At 44.6% G+C, this 17,450-nt stretch carries 16 protein-coding genes and 1 pseudogene; all 17 read right to left on the reverse strand.

Annotated elements, in window-relative coordinates; all coding sequences use genetic code 11:
- Positions 1-1,284 (reverse strand): pitrilysin family protein, encoded by a 1,284-nt coding sequence (locus tag WIG73_RS01310; protein ID WP_249311582.1) that lies wholly within the window; start codon positions 1,282-1,284, stop codon positions 1-3.
- Between the two features lie 11 nt (positions 1,285-1,295).
- Positions 1,296-2,135: a 16S rRNA (cytidine(1402)-2'-O)-methyltransferase gene (rsmI, locus tag WIG73_RS01315; protein WP_249311584.1), complete on the reverse strand. Its 840-nt coding sequence runs from the start codon at positions 2,133-2,135 to the stop codon at positions 1,296-1,298.
- A gap of 12 nt (positions 2,136-2,147) precedes the next feature.
- The gene (locus tag WIG73_RS01320; RefSeq protein ID WP_249311586.1) at positions 2,148-2,831 is read right to left on the reverse strand and encodes a methyltransferase domain-containing protein; all 684 of its coding nucleotides are present in this window, start codon (positions 2,829-2,831) and stop codon (positions 2,148-2,150) included.
- A gap of 20 nt (positions 2,832-2,851) precedes the next feature.
- Entirely contained in the window at positions 2,852-3,445 is a 594-nt protein-coding gene (gene recR, locus WIG73_RS01325; protein ID WP_249311588.1) for a recombination mediator RecR, read from the reverse strand.
- Positions 3,446-4,534, reverse strand: coding sequence for a homocysteine S-methyltransferase family protein (locus WIG73_RS01330; protein ID WP_337398961.1), 1,089 nt, complete (start codon positions 4,532-4,534; stop codon positions 3,446-3,448).
- An 11-nt stretch (positions 4,535-4,545) separates the two neighbouring features.
- A complete protein-coding gene (locus WIG73_RS01335) occupies positions 4,546-5,925 on the reverse strand; it encodes a DUF4340 domain-containing protein (protein ID WP_337398962.1) in 1,380 nt (459 codons plus the stop codon).
- 130 nt (positions 5,926-6,055) lie between these two features.
- Positions 6,056-7,348: an FAD-dependent oxidoreductase gene (locus WIG73_RS01340; protein WP_337398963.1), complete on the reverse strand. Its 1,293-nt coding sequence runs from the start codon at positions 7,346-7,348 to the stop codon at positions 6,056-6,058.
- A gap of 13 nt (positions 7,349-7,361) precedes the next feature.
- Positions 7,362-7,820 carry an acyl-CoA thioesterase gene (locus tag WIG73_RS01345; protein ID WP_177679933.1) on the reverse strand — a complete coding sequence of 153 codons (459 nt, stop codon included), beginning with the start codon at positions 7,818-7,820 and terminating at the stop codon, positions 7,362-7,364.
- Between the two features lie 7 nt (positions 7,821-7,827).
- On the reverse strand, positions 7,828-8,838 hold the full coding sequence (locus WIG73_RS01350; protein ID WP_337398964.1) for an alpha/beta hydrolase family protein: 1,011 nt from the start codon (positions 8,836-8,838) through the stop codon (positions 7,828-7,830).
- A 64-nt stretch (positions 8,839-8,902) separates the two neighbouring features.
- Positions 8,903-9,709 (reverse strand): GNAT family N-acetyltransferase, encoded by an 807-nt coding sequence (locus WIG73_RS01355; protein ID WP_337398965.1) that lies wholly within the window; start codon positions 9,707-9,709, stop codon positions 8,903-8,905.
- Between the two features lie 55 nt (positions 9,710-9,764).
- Positions 9,765-11,144, reverse strand: coding sequence for an aminopeptidase (locus WIG73_RS01360; protein ID WP_337398966.1), 1,380 nt, complete (start codon positions 11,142-11,144; stop codon positions 9,765-9,767).
- A 96-nt stretch (positions 11,145-11,240) separates the two neighbouring features.
- Positions 11,241-12,362 (reverse strand): molecular chaperone DnaJ, encoded by a 1,122-nt coding sequence (gene dnaJ, locus WIG73_RS01365; RefSeq protein ID WP_337398967.1) that lies wholly within the window; start codon positions 12,360-12,362, stop codon positions 11,241-11,243.
- 85 nt (positions 12,363-12,447) lie between these two features.
- Complete coding sequence (dnaK, locus tag WIG73_RS01370) at positions 12,448-14,286, reverse strand: molecular chaperone DnaK (RefSeq protein WP_337398968.1); 1,839 nt, start codon at positions 14,284-14,286, stop codon at positions 12,448-12,450.
- Positions 14,287-14,331: 45 nt separating this feature from the next.
- Positions 14,332-14,898 carry a nucleotide exchange factor GrpE gene (grpE, locus tag WIG73_RS01375; protein ID WP_337398970.1) on the reverse strand — a complete coding sequence of 189 codons (567 nt, stop codon included), beginning with the start codon at positions 14,896-14,898 and terminating at the stop codon, positions 14,332-14,334.
- Between the two features lie 5 nt (positions 14,899-14,903).
- On the reverse strand, positions 14,904-15,956 hold the full coding sequence (gene hrcA, locus WIG73_RS01380; RefSeq protein WP_337398972.1) for a heat-inducible transcriptional repressor HrcA: 1,053 nt from the start codon (positions 15,954-15,956) through the stop codon (positions 14,904-14,906).
- Between the two features lie 117 nt (positions 15,957-16,073).
- Positions 16,074-17,090, reverse strand: a complete 1,017-nt coding sequence (gene holA, locus WIG73_RS01385; protein WP_337398974.1) for a DNA polymerase III subunit delta — start codon at positions 17,088-17,090, stop codon at positions 16,074-16,076.
- Positions 17,077-17,450, reverse strand: a pseudogene (locus tag WIG73_RS01390) (hypothetical protein); the annotation flags it as partial. The pseudogene WIG73_RS01390 and the gene holA, both read right to left, overlap by 14 nt.

Below are 17,450 nucleotides of genomic sequence, written 5' to 3' on the forward strand. Positions count from 1 at the left end.
TTATTTTTCCTCACTTTCTTTTCCCGTCAGAAAATAAACCATTTCAAGTGAAACATTTTGGGCAACTGCAACCACGTCTTCCGGAGTAACTTTTTCAATTTCTGCAATATACTCCTCTAGGCTGATTTGCGTGTTTGTAATGGTCTGCCCGAGGTAATAGTCGCAAAGATATGCGATGCTGTCGCCAATTGTCCGCAATGAATTCACAATACTTTTCACCGCAGCATCGAATTCTGTTTCAGTAAATTTGCCCTGCTTCATCAAATCAACCTGGGCAAAAATTTCGTCTAACGCCTGTTGTTTGTTGCCGCTTTCAATTCCTGCCGATAGAATCATCAGCCCTTTAAACCGTTCCAGCCTGGAACCGGCATAATATGCCAGGCTCAGCTTCTCTCTCACCTCGTTAAACAGCTTGCAGTGGGCTCCGCCTCCCAAAATTCCATTGTAAACCATCAGCTTGTAATAGTCCTTGCTGGTGGGAGAAACCGATGTTTTATACCCCAGGCAAAGTTTTGCCTGCGTCACGTCGAACCGTTCCGTCACCTCTTTGCCGCCTAAGTTTTTATGATACAAATCAGGAACCGGATAGGTAAAATTTGCAAATTGAATTGCTTCAAACCGCTTTTGTGCATAGGCACAAATTTTGCTCACGTCTGCGTTTCCTGTTACAAAAATATCAATCGGCCCGGTCTTAAGCAAATTCTGATAGAAGGCATATAATTCTTCTGCATCAATGTTCTCCACTTTCTCTGCGCTTCCCAGCTCATGAACAGAATATACGTCGCCCTCACACATGTTTTCAATTAACCGCCAAACGGAATAGGCCCGTTTTTCGTTTACCAGCGCGTTGATGTCGTTCATTAAATTTGCCTTTTCCTGACTGACATAGGTTGGGCAAAATGCACCGTTTTCTAAATATGGGTCTAACAGCATGTCGAACAAAAATTCCAACACCTTGTCGAAGCAAGCTTCCCCCTCCGGCAAATATGCGTCGTCTACAGCAGTAACTGCAAACGTTAAAATCTGGTCAATGCCCTTTCGTTTAATATCCGTTGAAAAAGACGCTCCAAAAAGACCCTGAAGATAAGCCGACATGGAAGGCTCATCCGGAAACTTCCTGCTTCCACGGCGCATAACATCTGCTAAAAGCGCACACTTTGAAGCAGTTTCCTCCTTCAGCTCGTTATGGATATTAATACTCACATAGGTTGTTTTAAATTTATTTACCGGGATATAATATAAATTTAGTCCCTGTTTCAAATTAAAGCATTTCACACTGTCCATATCCAATCTCCTCAATTCTTTATTGTTTCCGCATAAATTTCCCGCTTGGAAACACCGCGGTCCTGCGCAACCTTTTTCATTGCCTCTTTTTTATCCAAGCCCGCCCGCATATAATAATTAATATGCTCCAAAACGGACATATTATCAAAAACTGTTGTCTCTTTTGCATCTTTCGCCCCTTCCACCACAAGCACAAATTCACCTTTGGGCGGCACATCTTCAAAATGGCTGATTGCACCGCTGATGGTAGTATATAAAAATTCTTCATATTTTTTTGTAAGTTCGCGGGCAACAGTAATCTTTCGGTCACCAAAATATTCCAGCATGTCGCGCAGAGTGTTTAAAAGCTTGTGGGGCGCTTCATAAAAAATGAGCGTATATTTGCTAAATTTCACAGAAGATAAATGGTCAATCCTGCTCTTTTTATTCACGCTTAAAAAGCCTTCAAAGGAAAAGCGCGATGTGGGAAGCGAGGAGCAAATCAGCGCATTAATTGCCGCAACTGCACCGGGAATGGGAACAACACGAATGTGCTCGTCCACACAGAGCCTTACAATGTCCTCACCGGGGTCAGAGATGGCCGGCGTGCCGGCATCTGTAACCAGGGCGGCGTTTTGCCCGTCTTTTAACCTTTTTATAATTTGTTCGCCGCGCTCTCTGATGTTGTGCTCATAATAGCTGATCATGGGTTTGCTGATTTCAAAATGGTTTAACAGCTTAAGGGAATGCCGCGTGTCCTCCGCCGCAATGAAATCCACTTCCTTTAAAATTCTCAGCGCCCTGTATGTAATATCCTCTAAATTGCCAACCGGCGTTGCAACCAAATATAATACGCCTGCTTGTTCGCTCATAAACGTCCTCCGCTAAAAATTGACATACAGCGGTTTTGTTACAACAATTCCGCTGTTCCTGTCCTTTTGTCCTTCAACCAAAACCAATGACGGCGCGCTGTTCGGCCCAGCGCACACCCAGGTCATTTTCTTCGGTTCAATCTTATAGTTTCTCATCAGCACAAAAATATCCACAAGCCGTTCCGCCCTGTGCACCATATAAAACCGCCCGCCGCTTTTAAGCAGAAAGGCGCTGGAGCGCACAACGTCCTCTAAGGTGCAAAAAATTTCGTGCCGCGCAATCTGCACGCTAAACGAGCCGTTCATTTTGCCGGTACCCTTTACCATATATGGCGGATTGCAGCTCACGACATCGAAACTGCCGCTGGCAAACATCATTTTTACGTCTTTTAAATCGCCGCAAATTACTTTAATTTTATCCTCCAGGCCATTTAGCGCAACCGACCTGTTTGCAATTGCGCACATCTCTTCCTGAAGCTCTAAGGCGGTAAAATCAGCGCATTTTGTATATTTGCAGAGCAAAATCGGAACAATTGCCGTTCCGCTGCACAGGTCTATCACCTTTTCCTTTGGCTTTGCCGCAATAAATTTCGCCAAAACCGCGGCGTCTGTTCCGTAACAGAATTTCGTTTTGTCCTGAATGATTTGAAATCCGCCGCCCAAATCCTCAATCCGTTCATTTTCGTTCAGCACCATAAAAAGCCTAAGCCTTTCTGTTAAATTTCATGCCGGCCTTCCAGCGCCCGGGTAATCGTAATTTCGTCCGCATACTCAAGCTCGCCGCCAACGGGCAGGCCGTGGGCAATTCTGGTAACCTTAATGCCAAAAGGCTTAAACAGCTTAGAAATATACATTGCCGTCGCCTCGCCCTCAATGGTTGGGTTCGTGGCCATAATAATTTCGCGGACCGGTTCTTTTTCCGTCCGCACCAACAGTTCTTTTATTTTAATATCATTTGGACCAATTCCGTCCATCGGGGAAATCACGCCATGAAGCACATGATAGACACCGGAAAATTCTTTTGTTTTTTCCATAGCCAAAATGTCTTTCGGATTTTCCACCACGCAAATCACACCGTGGTCCCGCTTGGTATTTGCGCAAATCGCACAAGGAACGCTGTCTGTCAGAGACTGACAAACCGGACAAAAGGTTATTTTCTCTTTTGCCGCCAAAAGTGATTTCGCAAACCTCTCCACCTGGTCCTTCGGCTGTTTTAAAATATGGAAAGCAAGCCGTTCTGCCGACCGTTTTCCAATTCCGGGAAGCTTGGCAAATTCCTCAATCAGTTGTGCAATTGGAAGTGCATACATTTAAAAATCTCCTTCTTGTCCGCTTAAAATCAATGCGCCATACTCTTTTGCAGTTATCTCGCCATATTCGTCAGACTTCACCGCTGCCCTGCCCGGATAGGCAAAAACTGCCCGTTCTAAAATATCAATTTCCTTAGACAGAAAGCAAACAGGCGGAAGTCCTGCCTGAATCAATTTTTCAATGACAAAATCCACTTCTGAAAGCTTGGATACCTTTTCTAAATCAATTTCAATCAGTTTGGTGTTTTTTCCTATCGTTCGGTTTTCAAAGTCAAAAAAACAAATCTGGTTTTTGCCGCAAACCGCATTCACCGTTGGAAAATCGGGCATAAACGGCTCAAGCTGCCACAGTTCTTTGGCAATCTGCGCTGTAAAACGCGCGTCGGCTCCTTTGCCAGCGCCAAACATGACACACTTGTTATTCACAAAATCCTGCGCATACTGGGCATATTCCGTGGGATTGATGAAACCGCCTGCGCCGGGAAATACAAAAAGCGGAACCGAGGCAAACTCTTTCATTTCTAAAAGTATGTCTAATGCGAGGTCACAGTCTTCTGCCATAACTCCCAATGCGCTGATGCCAAGGCTTTGAAGCGTTATCACAGACGATGCAATATTGAATCCGTCGGCAAGATGCAGATTGTTTTGAAAATCCAGCAAAACACAAATCGGCAGGTCGCACACTTCTTTTACGGCATACACTGCATATTTTGCCTCTGCAAGGGTTTGAAATCCAAACAAAAACATCACGGCGCCAGGGGCATTTTCATAAAGAAATGCGGCCTCATTTTTTATAATTTTGCAGAAACCGTCAACACTGAGCGTACCGCCGGAAAAAACGGTTCGCTCCTTTGGCGGTGCGACGGCGCTGCACACAAAAGCATGCTCTTTGGCGGCGTTCTCCGTTTGGCGAAACGCCTCAAGCTTTTCCGCTTCTTTAGAATAGAGATAGGTTGGCGCAATGAAAAAGTTTGCGCCGCTGTCTAAAAACGCGCCAAATGTTTGATATATGTGCTCTGTTCTTTCAAAAAATGCAGCAGGCAGAAGCACGTTAGACTTTGTAATCTGTTTAAACTGTTCTTTTGTCATGTTGCCCCCTGTTAGTTTGCGCCTTTTACCGTTTCTTCAAGTTTCGAAAGCACGCCTTCAAAATTCTTTTTGTTCGTTATGCTGCTGCCTTTTCCGTCAACGGTAACGCGGTAATTCCGCTCGTCAACCGGCAGAAATTCAACCAGAGTAGTACTGCCGTCTTTCTTCGTATATTTAATGCAGGCCGCAGGGGTTACAGTTGGCTCTTTGGTTAAATCAAGGCTGTCCAAGCTGATGCCGATTACCGCCTGATAAGCCTTTGAAAAAGTTTCTTTTTGAATTTTAACACCATTGATGTAATATTCCTCCGCGCCTTTTTCGCCCTTGATTTCCATATCATATTTCGTGTTGCCTGAAACCACTTCCACCTTATCAACGTTGCTGATATATTCCACGTGAATTAAATTGCTCATCAAATCCACATAGGCTACGTCTAAAAACGTCAAACTGGATTTCGGCACCGCATAAACGGTGTCGTAACCCTCCTCCATTAAAAACCTGTAGGTTTCGGTTTCCCCGCCGACTTTCATGTTAAGTGTTTTATCCGCCGTACCTACAGAAAACTCGGCATAGGGGGCGTCAAGACCATATATGCTTAAATTATCCGGATGGTCCTCCACCACCGCCGCTGCCTGAAACGCTTCAAAACAGCTAATAATTTTGTCTGTAAACACCTGTCCGTTCATTTCAGCAAAAACGGGTTCCAGCATCCTCCACTGATAGTTTGGATTTTCGCTGGTTCCAATGTTTGTGTTTTCAAGCTTAACCGCCGTGTTGCCCTGTTTTGACATATAAACATGTTTTAAGGTGCTCAGGTCGGACGAGTCTACCGAAATCAGCGATAAGTCGCGCAGAGACTGGCTTGATGGAATTAAACTTTCTGAGCCATAGGTGTTTTTCAGATAAATCTTCTCATCATCTGACACCATAATATAATAGTCCTGCCCGTCCAGAGTTTTGTTGCCTACCGTAATTCTTTTTGTCGTGCCATCGTTGAAGAAAAGCTCGGCATAGCCTGTGGGAGCTGAAAATCCGAAGTCAGCTGCTTTCTCCGAAGTTTCCGAAACCGTTTTTTTCACCGACACAGACGTGCAGGTGTAAAGAAGCGATTTTACATTGGTCTGTTTGAGGCGGATTGTGCTGTCGCCATTCATCACCCAAGTTTCACCGCTTAAAGACACCGCATATTCCTCATCAGCATTTTTAATTTGAATTTTCGATACGTTTTCACTGTTCCCTTTATATATGCTGAACATATCGTCTTCAGCGGGCTGCTGCGTGACGTTCGCGCTGTTATCGTTTTCCGGCAGATATTTTGAAACGAAATACATCGCGCCGCCCAAAACGGCAACCACTATGGCGATAATTATAATATTCCGGTATAATTTCATAAGTTTTCCTCCGTGTCATACAAGATTAACATTATTATTTTACTACAACCGGCCGTTTATTTCAAGCGTAACATGTGATAATTACAAAAAGTTTAAAAAAAGGCGGAAAGCGTAAGCTTTCCGCCAAAACTTATACTTCGTTGTTAGGAAGATATGCGCCGATCGTTTGAAGGCTTTTAAAAAGCTCCGGCAGTTTCACGTTTCTTACGTCTTCTGCCTCACATGCCAAAGCCGCGGCGGCGCCTGCCGCCTGGCCCGTGATAAAGCACCCCGGCATGACGCGGACAGAAGCCTGCATCTGCCTGTCAGTTCCAATACACCGCCCCGCCACTAATACGTTTGAAAATGATTTTGGAATTAACGACCGGAATGGAATGCCATAAGACTCTCCTTTTTTAAACCGCAAGGTTTCATATTCCTTTTCAAAGCGTTCATATTCCTTTTTGTCCGTGTTCATTACGTGAATGTCAACCGGATAGCAATAGCGGCCGATTTCATCTTCAAACACAGCACGCGAAATAAAATCGTTAACGTTCAATGTGTAATCGCAGGTAATTCTGCGGGACTCCCGCACGCCTAAAATTGCAGCAGTGCCGCAAAGGGACATGCGCTCATAACCTTTTAAATAGGTTTTATAATATGTTTCATATTCCATCATGGATTTTCTGCCCCACATCATTCCTTTGGACAGAGAAACCTCATCTGTTGGGTTCACGCCAAAGGTGTGTCCGATATTGCCGCCGCCTATGCCGTCTTCCCGGTGAAAAAATCCGGGCAGGTGGCGGTCTTCAAAACTGAGCACACCGTCTTGAAAGGCCTGTTCTATATACTTGTTTTCAGGCTCGCAGATTTTTTCACGGTCTATATTTGCCCATAAACTGCAAAGGGTTTGGGGCATCACAGTTCCGTTTTCGTCGCCCATTTCAAACTCACCGCCGCCAAAGGCGCACAAATCACCGTCGCCTGTGCAGTCAATGTAAATTTTAGCTTTCACGGTAAACAGTCCGCTTTTTGAACCCAAAATCACCGATTCAATCCGTCCGTGGCGGGCAATGACGTCATAAACGGTAGTGAAAAAGGAAAATTGAATTCCCGCCTGCGTAATAATCCTGTCGTATTCCCGTTTTAATTCTTCTGTGTCAATGGGCGTCCAATATGTATTAAGCGGCACGTGCTTCGATACGTTTTTTCGAATTTCAAGCCCAATGCCGGAAGCAACCATATTCACTCCGTCGTCAAAGGGCGCAAAGGCCGGCACCATGCCGGACGTGCCAAGCCCGCCAAATGCGCCGCAGGACTCGGCAAGAAAGACTGATTTTCCTTTTTTTGCAGCAGCAACCGCCGCCGCTACACCTGCTGCACCGCCGCCTGCCACAAACACATCGGTTTCATACTTTTGAAACAACTCTTTCTGATATAACATTTTTTTCCTCCAATCAGCCTTTATACTCCATTCTCCGCGCTTTTCTTAATTTTGCATTTTCATATTCCGTCCGTTCTTCCTCAGTTTCTAAAATCAATCCCGGTACCTCTGTTGGCCGCTCATTTTCGTCCAGTGCAACCATAACCACATAGGCGGTGTTAATCAACTTTCGCTCGCCGCTTAATTCCTCCACATAAACCGTAACTTTAATTTCCATGGAGGTTCGTCCGGCATAGGTTATTTTTCCTAAAATCAACACGGTGTCGTTAGCATATGCCGGCGCCTGAAACTGAAGCATATCCACCACGGCTGTTGTAACATTTCGTCCAGAATGTCTGCGGGCAACTACGGCTGCAACTACGTCAATCCAGCCCATAAGCTGGCCGCCGAACAAACGGCTGTATCCGTTTAAATTTCCCTGTGATAAAATGTGAACCTGTTCCGTAAAGGAATCTGAAACTTTTTTCTTCATGTTTACCTCAATTTTCTAAATGTTTTATAATTTCGGGCCATGCGTCTTCCGGATAGAATCTATGCGCGCCCTCGCCGATGACCAGCGTGCAATTTTTAGCAGCACCAGCCACTTGAAACAGTTTTAAAATTATATCATAGCTTTTCGCCACGCCCTTTAAAGGGAAAATTGGATCCTGGTTGCCGCACACAACAATCAGCTTTCTCGGCGCGATAAGTCCAGCTAAGTCACCCATATCAAAAAACAGCCTGATGTTGGGAATAAAGTTACAAATGCAGTGATCCATTGCCATGATAGAATCGTCGAAAGAGCACACCGCGCAGGAAGGAACCGCAATGGAAATCCGCTTGTCCAGGCAGGCGGCATAAAAGCAAGTTGTTCCGCCGCCAGAATTTCCTATACAAACAATTTTAGTCCTGTCAGCCTGGGGAAAATGCTTTTCTAAAACGTCAATGGCCCTGCTCACATCCCAAACCCGCTCACCTACAGCCGTTCGGCCAATTAGAAGCGCCGCAGTGGACGATAGGTGGCAGTTTGGCCCGCTTTTTGTCCCACCGCATTCACCAAAATTTCTCTGTTCAATGGTCAGGGCACAAAGTCCGTGTTCAACAGCCTGAATCGCAAACATGCGGCTTCCGTCCTCAATTAAGCGCGCGTCCCGTTCAAATTTAGCCCGTCCAAGAGAAATATGCATGCCGGTTGAATGTCCCTGCAAACACAAAACTACCGGAGCCGGGCCTTTTAATCCTTCCGGGATTAAAAAGTGGCATGGGACAAAATAGCCTTCCTCACTTTGAAAATTGAACCGTATTTCACGAAACTTATCTCGCTCAACGTCATATTCGATTTCTAAGCAATCTTCGCATTGTTTAAATTTATCCATACCCAATAGTGCTTTTAGCTTAGTTTTTGCCATTATCTGCCATTCAGTAAAGCTTAAACTCCCGTCATAGCGCAGCTGCGGCATAATTCTTTCTGCTAGTTCCTGGGTGTGAACAATTGGCTGAAAGTTTTTCATGTGGCAACCTTCTTTATATATAAATTTTGATAATATCATAACACTGCAGAAATACAAAGTCAAGTCAATCCAGGAATAAATTCATATATATGCCGTGTCTGCCGCTGTCAAATCCTAAAATTGTGGTGTCCGTTTTTCCCTTTAATGCAGAAATCTCCGGCAAAGTATAAATTATTTTCTCCGCATGAAAATATTGTTTTAAAAATTGGCTCCCAGTTTTAATTTCTTCATCCGACATGGTGGTTTCTTTCACAAAAACCGTTTTGTCAAACACTCTGCCCAGCAAAATCCGTTCGCGGCCGTCAATTAAAATTTTCTTTGCAAATCCCCCTGTGGACCTTGCTTCTGTTATCATATATGCAAGCATCTTTTCATCCCAGGAAACAAGAGGTGCAAACGCCTGCTCGCGCAGGTGAAAATAGTCGTGTGCAGAAATGTCTGACATGTTAAAAGACGCACAGCCATTAAAATGACTTGCATCTATCGTTTTTAAACAGTACATTTCCTCAAGGCCAATTCGTTTATAAAAGGAAAACAGTTTGTCGTTTGCCGGGTGAAGGCCAAATAAAATGTTTTTTTGCTTTGCTTCTTCGCGTATGAACTCCAACATTTTTTTGCACACCGAATTTCCCCTGAATTCCGGCAAAACCCCAATGGCATATCCATACAGGAAATCTCTGTGAAGCAGCGACGCCTTCAGCAGGTAAACAACGCCAATTGCTGTTTCACCGCTGCACGCAACCACCGTTTGGCCGGGTGTGTAAAGATGTTGAAAAAACATGTTAATATAATCGTCACTGTCGCCAAAACACACTTTCCAGATGTGCTTTAGCTGCGGAACGTCTGTCTTATCTGAAAATCGTATATTCAAATATCTTTTCCCCTTTCTGCAAAAAGAGGAGGGATATCTTCCCTCCTCTTGTAAGTTACAATGTAATAAATGCCTTATACGCTCTATAGGTCATGTAAATATCCAGTTTTGATGCAATTTCAAACGGTGCATGCATGGACAAAAGAGCAGTTCCGCAGTCGACTACTTCAATATCTAAGTTAGCCGCAAACTGCGCAATGGTTCCGCCGCCGCCAATGTCAACCCGTCCCAGCTCACCGGTCTGCCAAATAACATTGTTTTGATCCAATACACCGCGTACCACCGACATAAACTCGGCATTCGCATCAGACGTTCCGGATTTTCCCCTGGAACCGGTAAATTTGGTCAGCGTGGGGCCGTGGCCCAGATAGGCTGCATTGTTCTTTTCATTTACGTCGGGATAATTGGGGTCAAACGCCGCATTTACGTCTGCCGACATGCACTTGGAGTTGCGGAATGTTTCAAGCTTTAATAGCTCGCTGTAGTCGCCTTTTGTTTTTGAAATTAACTGGGCGGTGCCATATTCAAAGGCGGCGCTGAGCATTCCTGTGTTGCCCATAGAACCAATTTCTTCTTTGTCAACCAAAACGCACGCAACCGTTTTTTTCTGGTTTTCCGACTCGCAAACAGCGCGAAGTGCAGTGTAGGCGCACACTCTGTCGTCCTGTCCATAACCGCCGACCATGCTTCTGTCAAGACCTAAATCGCAGGCCTTGAACGCGGGCACAGCCTCAATTTCGGCTGTCACAAAATCATCTTCTGTGATACCGTATTTCTCATTCAATAGTTTCATCACAGACGTTTTAAACTTGTCTTTTTCACAGTCATCCGGCATGCTTCCGATAATCAGGTTCAGGCTCTCCCCTTCAATGAGTTCGCCGCCCTTTTTCTGCATTTGTTTTGACGCCAAATGCGGAAGTAGGTCGCTGACACAGAAAATTGGGTCACCAGCTTCTTCGCCGATTGTAAAATCAACCTTTGTGCCGTCTTTTTTATACACAACGCCGATCAGAGACATGGGCATTGCTGTCCACTGATATTTTTTAATTCCGCCGTAATAATGGGTTTTAAACAGCGCCATATCCGCGTCTTCATAAAGCGGGTTTGCTTTTAAGTCCAAACGCGGCGAGTCAATGTGGGCCACAACAAAATTAATGCCTGACGTAATATCCTCGCTTCCTATGTTTGCAAGGTATAGGCCCTTGCCGCGGTTATTGAAATAAACCTTGTCACCGGGTTTTAGGCTTTCTTTCGTGCTAATATCGCAAAAGCCGCTGCGCTCTGCAATTTTTATTGCCTCTTGTACGGCCAGGCGCTCGGTTTTTGAAGAATTTAAAAACTGGATATAGTCGCCGCAAAACTGAAAAACGTCTTGTTTTTCCGCTTCTTTTAAGGACTCCCAGCCGTTTTTATTGTCGCGTAAAAGTTCTGACATTTTCTATTCATTGCCTTTCTGCCCACAAGATGAATTTGCGTAAATGGTTTATGTGGGCCATAAACCATTTTACTATAATAATGCCCTTTAGAATCGTTATTTATCAAAAAATCCCTTCGATTTTGGCTTTGCCATTCCTGCAAATTCACGGAGCAGGTCCTTTTGTTTCTTTGAAAGGTGTTTCGGCACTTCAATGTTCACCCTGACATACTGGTCGCCGCGTCCTGAGCGTTTCAGATATGGAATTCCCTTGCCCTTAAACCGAAAAACCGTTCCCGGCTGTGTTCCCTCCGGTATGTCATACTTCACCTTGCCGTCTAACGTGGGCACTTCCACAGTTGCACCCAAGGCCGCTTCTGCAAAGCTGATGGTCATGTCGTAGGACACGTCAAAACCGCTACGTTTAAAATCGTTGCTGGGGCGAACATTCACAGCAACATACAGGTCACCGTTAGGCGCGCCGCTTTCGCCCACATTGCCCTGGCCGCTTAACGAAATTGTCTGACCGTCGTCAATTCCGGATGGAATTTTCACTTTAATTTTTCTTCCCTTTTTAATTTTGCCCTTGCCGGCGCATTTCGGGCATGGATCTTTCACTACCGTACCCTTGCCGCCGCAGGCCGAACAGGTCGTTACTGTCTGCATGTTTCCTAAAATAGTTCGCTGTGTGGACCGAACCTGGCCAGTGCCGCCGCACACGGTACAGGTTGCGGTTTCAGTACCGGGTTTTGCTCCCGTTCCGTCGCAGTCGGGACAATTTTCAATCCGGTAAATATTAATTTCTTTTTCACAGCCAAACGCCGCCTCTTCAAAGCTAATAGTTACCTGTGCAGACACATTGCTTCCGCGCTGCGGGCCGCGTCTGGATGTACCGCGGGAGGAAAAACCGCCGCCAAAAATATCGCCGAATATGTCGCCCATGTCAAAGCCGCCGAACCCGCCAAATCCTCCAAAGCCGCCGCCAGTGCCTCCTCCGGCGCCAAAGTTGGGGTCTACCCCTGCGTGGCCGAACTGGTCGTAGCGGGAACGCTTTTCTTTGTCCGACAGAATTTCATACGCTTCGCTGACCTCTTTAAATTTTTGCTCGGCCTGTTTATCCCCGGGGTTTAAATCCGGATGATATTGTTTTGCAAGTTTTCTATAGGCTTTTTTAATTTCATCATCGGTTGCAGATTTTGATACACCCAAAACCTCATAAAAATCTCGCTTATCTGCCATAAAATTCACCCTTTACCAAAACATTCCGCAAACCCACAGCAGATATTACGCTGTGGGTTTGTTTCTGAAACAGTTTCATTTTTAATTAGTCTACTTCTTCAAAATCAGAATCAACAACATTATCACCATTGTTTCCGCCTGGAGCATTTCCATCCCCGGGGGTCGGGCCGTCCTGCGGAGGCTGCTGCCCCTGTGTTGACTGATATACTTTTGAGCTGACCTCATAGAACTTTTTGGAAAGCTCCTCAGTCGCTGCTTTAATTGCCGCAGAATCGGTGCCCTTTAAGGCCTCTTTCACTTTGGCAATCAAGCCTTCAACTGCCGTTTTATCAGCAGCATCAACCTTGTCGCCCAAATCTGCCAGAGATTTTTCGCTCTGATAAACCAACGTGTCTGCGTTATTCCGAATTTCAATTTCTTCTTTCTTTTTCTTGTCTTCCTGTGCAAATTTTTCTGCTTCTTTTACAGCCTTGTCAATTTCATCGTCTGAAAGATTTGTATTGGCTGTAATCGTGATATTCTGTTCGTGCCCGGAGCCCATGTCCTTGGCAGATACATGAACAATGCCGTTCGCATCGATATCAAACGTAACCTCAATTTGCGGAACGCCTCTGGGCGCCGACGGAATTCCGTCCAAATGAAACTTACCCAATGTTTTATTATCTGCCGCCATTTCCCTTTCACCCTGCAGAACATGAATTTCAACGCTTGTCTGTCCGTCTGCTGCAGTAGAGAATATCTGCGATTTTTTCGCAGGAATGGTGGTGTTTCTGTCAATCAATTTTGTAAACACACCGCCTAAGGTCTCAATACCAAGTGAAAGCGGTGTTACGTCTAACAGCACAACGCCGCTGACGTCGCCGGAAAGCACGCCGCCCTGAATTGCAGCGCCAACTGCAACACATTCGTCCGGGTTAATGCCCTTGTGGGGTTCTTTGCCTGTCAGATTTTTCACTGCTTCCTGCACAGCCGGAATTCTGGAAGATCCGCCGACTAACAACACCTTGTCAATGTTGCTTGCAGATAAGCCAGCATCGGCCAGCGCCTTTTTCGAGGGTTCCATGGTTGCCTCAACCAGGTCGTGTGTCAGTTCGTCAAATTTTGCACGGGTCAAGGTAACGTCTAAATGCTTCGGTCCTGTTGCATCTGCTGTAATAAACGGCAGATTGATATTGGTGGTCGTCACGCCAGAAAGCTCAATTTTTGCTTTTTCAGCAGCTTCCTTTAATCTCTGGAGTGCCATTTTATCGTTTTTCAAATCAATTCCGTTTTCCTTCTGGAATTCAGATGCCAAATAGTCGATAACCCTCTGGTCAAAGTCGTCGCCGCCCAGGCGATTGTTACCGTTTGTTGCAAGCACCTCAAAAATGCCGTCGCCAAGCTCTAAAATAGAAACGTCGAACGTTCCGCCGCCTAAGTCGTAAACCATTATTTTCTGGTCACCGTCTTTGTCCATGCCATAAGCAAGGGCTGCCGCCGTAGGCTCGTTGATAATTCTCTGAACTTCCAGTCCCGCAATTTTGCCTGCGTCTTTTGTCGCCTGTCTCTGAGCGTCGTTAAAATAAGCCGGAACGGTGATAACCGCATGTGTTACAGGCTCGCCCAAATAGCTTTCGGCATCGGCTTTCAGTTTTTGCAGAATCATTGCCGAAATTTCCTGGGGAGAATAGCTTTTTCCGTCTATGTCTGTTTTCTGCGAGCTTCCCATTTCTCTTTTAATAGAGATAATTGTTCTTTCAGGGTTTGTAATTGCCTGTCTTTTTGCAACCTGCCCAACCAGTCTTTCGCCGTTTTTAGAAAATGCAACCACAGAAGGGGTTGTTCTTCCGCCTTCGGCGTTTGGAATAACGGTAGGCTCCCCGCCTTCCATAACTGCTACACATGAATTCGTTGTACCAAGGTCAATACCAATGATTTTTGCCATAAGTCATTCCTCCTAATATATAAACAAATAAATTTTTAACAATGATTAATTTGCAACCTTTACCATAGAATGCCGAATCACTTTTTCTTTATATTTATAGCCTTTCATAAACTGCTCTACCACAACGTTGGCGTCATACTCGTCGTCGTCAACATGCATCACCGCATTGTGGATGTTGGGGTCGAACTGTGTGCCCAGTGCCTCAATTTCAACCACACCCATTTTCGCCAAAATTTCAAAAAATTGTTTCGAAACCATTTTCACGCCTTCTGAAAATTCAGAGTGTTCCGTTTCGTCCAGCGCTGAAATTGCCCGGTCGAGATTGTCCGCCACCGGAAGCAGCTTTTCTAAAGTTTCGGCTACCGCCAGGCTATACATTTCGTCCTTTTCTTTCTGCGTGCGCTTTTTATAATTGTCATACTCCGCCAAAACCCTTAAATATTTGTCATAAACCTCATCATATTTTTCTTTTTCAACGGTTTTGGGTTCCTCTGGTGTTTCTTCCGCCAATTCGCCGGATTCAACAGTGACAGGCTCCTTTTCTTCCTGAACAGCATCCTCCACGCGTTCTTTTTCTTTCACTTCGTTTTCCTTTGTTGGCTTTTTGGCCATTTTCATCACTCTCCATTGTCATCAATATACAGTTCTTTTAAAAGCCTGTCAAGGTAATTGGATATTTGATTAATATTTGCAATAACCTTAGAATAGTTCATTCGAGTCGGTCCGATAATACCAAGCCGGCCCGCCGCTCTCCCCCCCAAGTGGTAGTTCGTGGTGACAAGGCTCAAATTCTGCATAATATCCAGCCCGTTTTCGCTGCCGATTCGGACATGAATTGCATGCTCGTCGTTTTCTTCTGCGTCCGACAACACCTTGGCAACGGACTGTTTGTCGTCTAAAAACTCGATAAACTCTTTGGCGCGCGTAACGTCTCTGTATTCGGGAAAATTAAAAATATTCGTAACGCCGCTTAAGTAGATTTCCGTTTCCTTTTGAATGTCGTCAATAATATCTGAAATAAAATCCAGCACCGGAAACAGCATTTCATAATTTGACCCCAGTGCTTTTTTAATTTCATTGATTTTTTTCATATCAATTTCATTTAAAAGCAGGCCGGAAAGCTTTTCCTTCATCAGTGCTGAAACCTGAGGGATGATTTTGTGGTCTACATTTTTTGGGATGTAAACCCGCTTGTTTTTCATAATGCCCTCGTTTGTTACCAAAATGATCAGCATGGAAGATGCGTCAACAGGAACAAGTTCAATGGTTTTGATCGCACCGTGTTTCATTTCAGGTGTCATTAATACAGCGGTGTAATTTGTAAGCTGTGAAAGCACCACAGACGCCTGCCGGATAACCTTGTCAAACTGGTTCAGCTTCATTTCCATAGCAACGGCAAGAAGATCTATGTCCCGTTGGCTCACTTCATAGCCGTTCATCAGTTCGTTAACATAAAACCGATACCCTTTGTCCGACGGAACCCTGCCCGCCGACGTGTGAGGCTGTTCTAAATAGCCCATTTCCTCTAAATCGGCCATCTCGTTTCGGATGGTCGCGCTGGAAAGCCCCAAATCAAGGTTTTTTGCGATATGCCGTGAACCGACAGGTTCCGCATTCGTCACATATTCATTTATTATGGTATGAAGTATTTTTCGCTTTCTTTCATTCATTTCCATAACCCTTCACCTCGTTGTTAGCACTCTACCTTATCGAGTGCTAACATTAAAATATCACTTTTTTACAGAATTGTCAAGCGATAAATTATGAATTTTTTATGAAATTCATAATTATCCGGCAAAATCAGCAATCAGCCTTTGCAAAAGCACGGTTTTGTCACCCTGGCTCAGTTTAAAATTCCGATCGGTATCAACACACATTGTCAGCAGCCGTTCTAAGTTTTCCCTCGTATATTTTGCACTCAATGTGATATATTTACTCACAAGAAACGGCGGTATTTTGCTTTTGGACGCAATTTGAGTCCTGTCCAGCCTACTTTCCGTCATCAGCTTCACAGTTAAAATTTTATCCACGCTGGAGCTGATTGCACCGAGAATTCTTGTTTCATCCTCTTTTAACGAGCATAAGTCGTTTAGTTTTGAAAGTGCGGCATAGGCATTCTGAGAAAGCATTGCGTCCACCATGTCGAACACTTTGTTTTCAATTACAGGAACTACTACGGCGTCGATGTCCGCCCGGGTGATTTGAATTTCACCCTGGGTGAAAGCGGCCACTTTTTCTGCCTCATGCTTTACCGCCATCATGCCTTCGCCCGTAATTTCAATTAAATATTTCGCGTCGTGAGGGCTGATGACCTTTCCCAGTGTTTTAAACAGACCAATGGTCCAGTTAATCATTTTATTTTCAGATAAATAAGAAAACTCTGCAAACGCATTTTGTTTTTGAAATTTTTTATAAAGCCCGCTGCGCTTATCCACCTTTTCCTCGTCAAAAACCAAAAACACATCTTCGGGAATGTCTGAAAGCCGTTTCTCCCAAAACTCCTTATACTCTTTTGTGGCCGTATCTTTGCCGGATATTGTAAAAATCATAGAGTTGCGAAACGTTAAAAGTTTTGAGTCAGACATAACAGGCAGCGCCTCAATAGCTTCGTCCACTGCTTTTAAATCATACTTCCTGCCATCAAACTCAAACACGTTAAACTCCGGCATTTGAGCCGGGGTGATTTTTTTCAGCAGCTCCGCTTTGCTGTGCGCTTTTAAAAATACCTCCTCGCCATACAGCAAGAGAACGTTTTTTTCCATTTTATCCTGTTTTAAATATTTTACAAATTCATCGTAGTTCATATAGCCCTCCCGCAGCCGAATTTTCATCAAATCGAATTCCTTTTATTTCTTTATTGTCAAAATAAAAGGTCACATCTTTGTTTTTATCTGCTCTATAAAATTCTATATTTCGTAACGTTAATCTTTGCAAAACCTCCTGTTTCGGATGTCCGTAGCTGTTTTTCCCCACCGGGATAAACGCAAATTCAGGTCCTACAGCATCTAAAAACTTTTCGCTGTTAGAGGCATCTGAGCCATGATGTGCAACTTTTAAAACATTTGCCGGCACCAACTCAGGATAAAGCGCCGCTGCATAATTTTCACCCTCCTGTGATAAATCGCCGGTATATAAAAACGATATATCCCCATATTCCAGCTTTA

Origin of the sequence: Congzhengia sp. (genome assembly GCF_037235575.1) — a bacterium.
Classification (GTDB): Bacteria; Bacillota; Clostridia; order UBA1381; family UBA9506; genus Congzhengia; species Congzhengia minquanensis.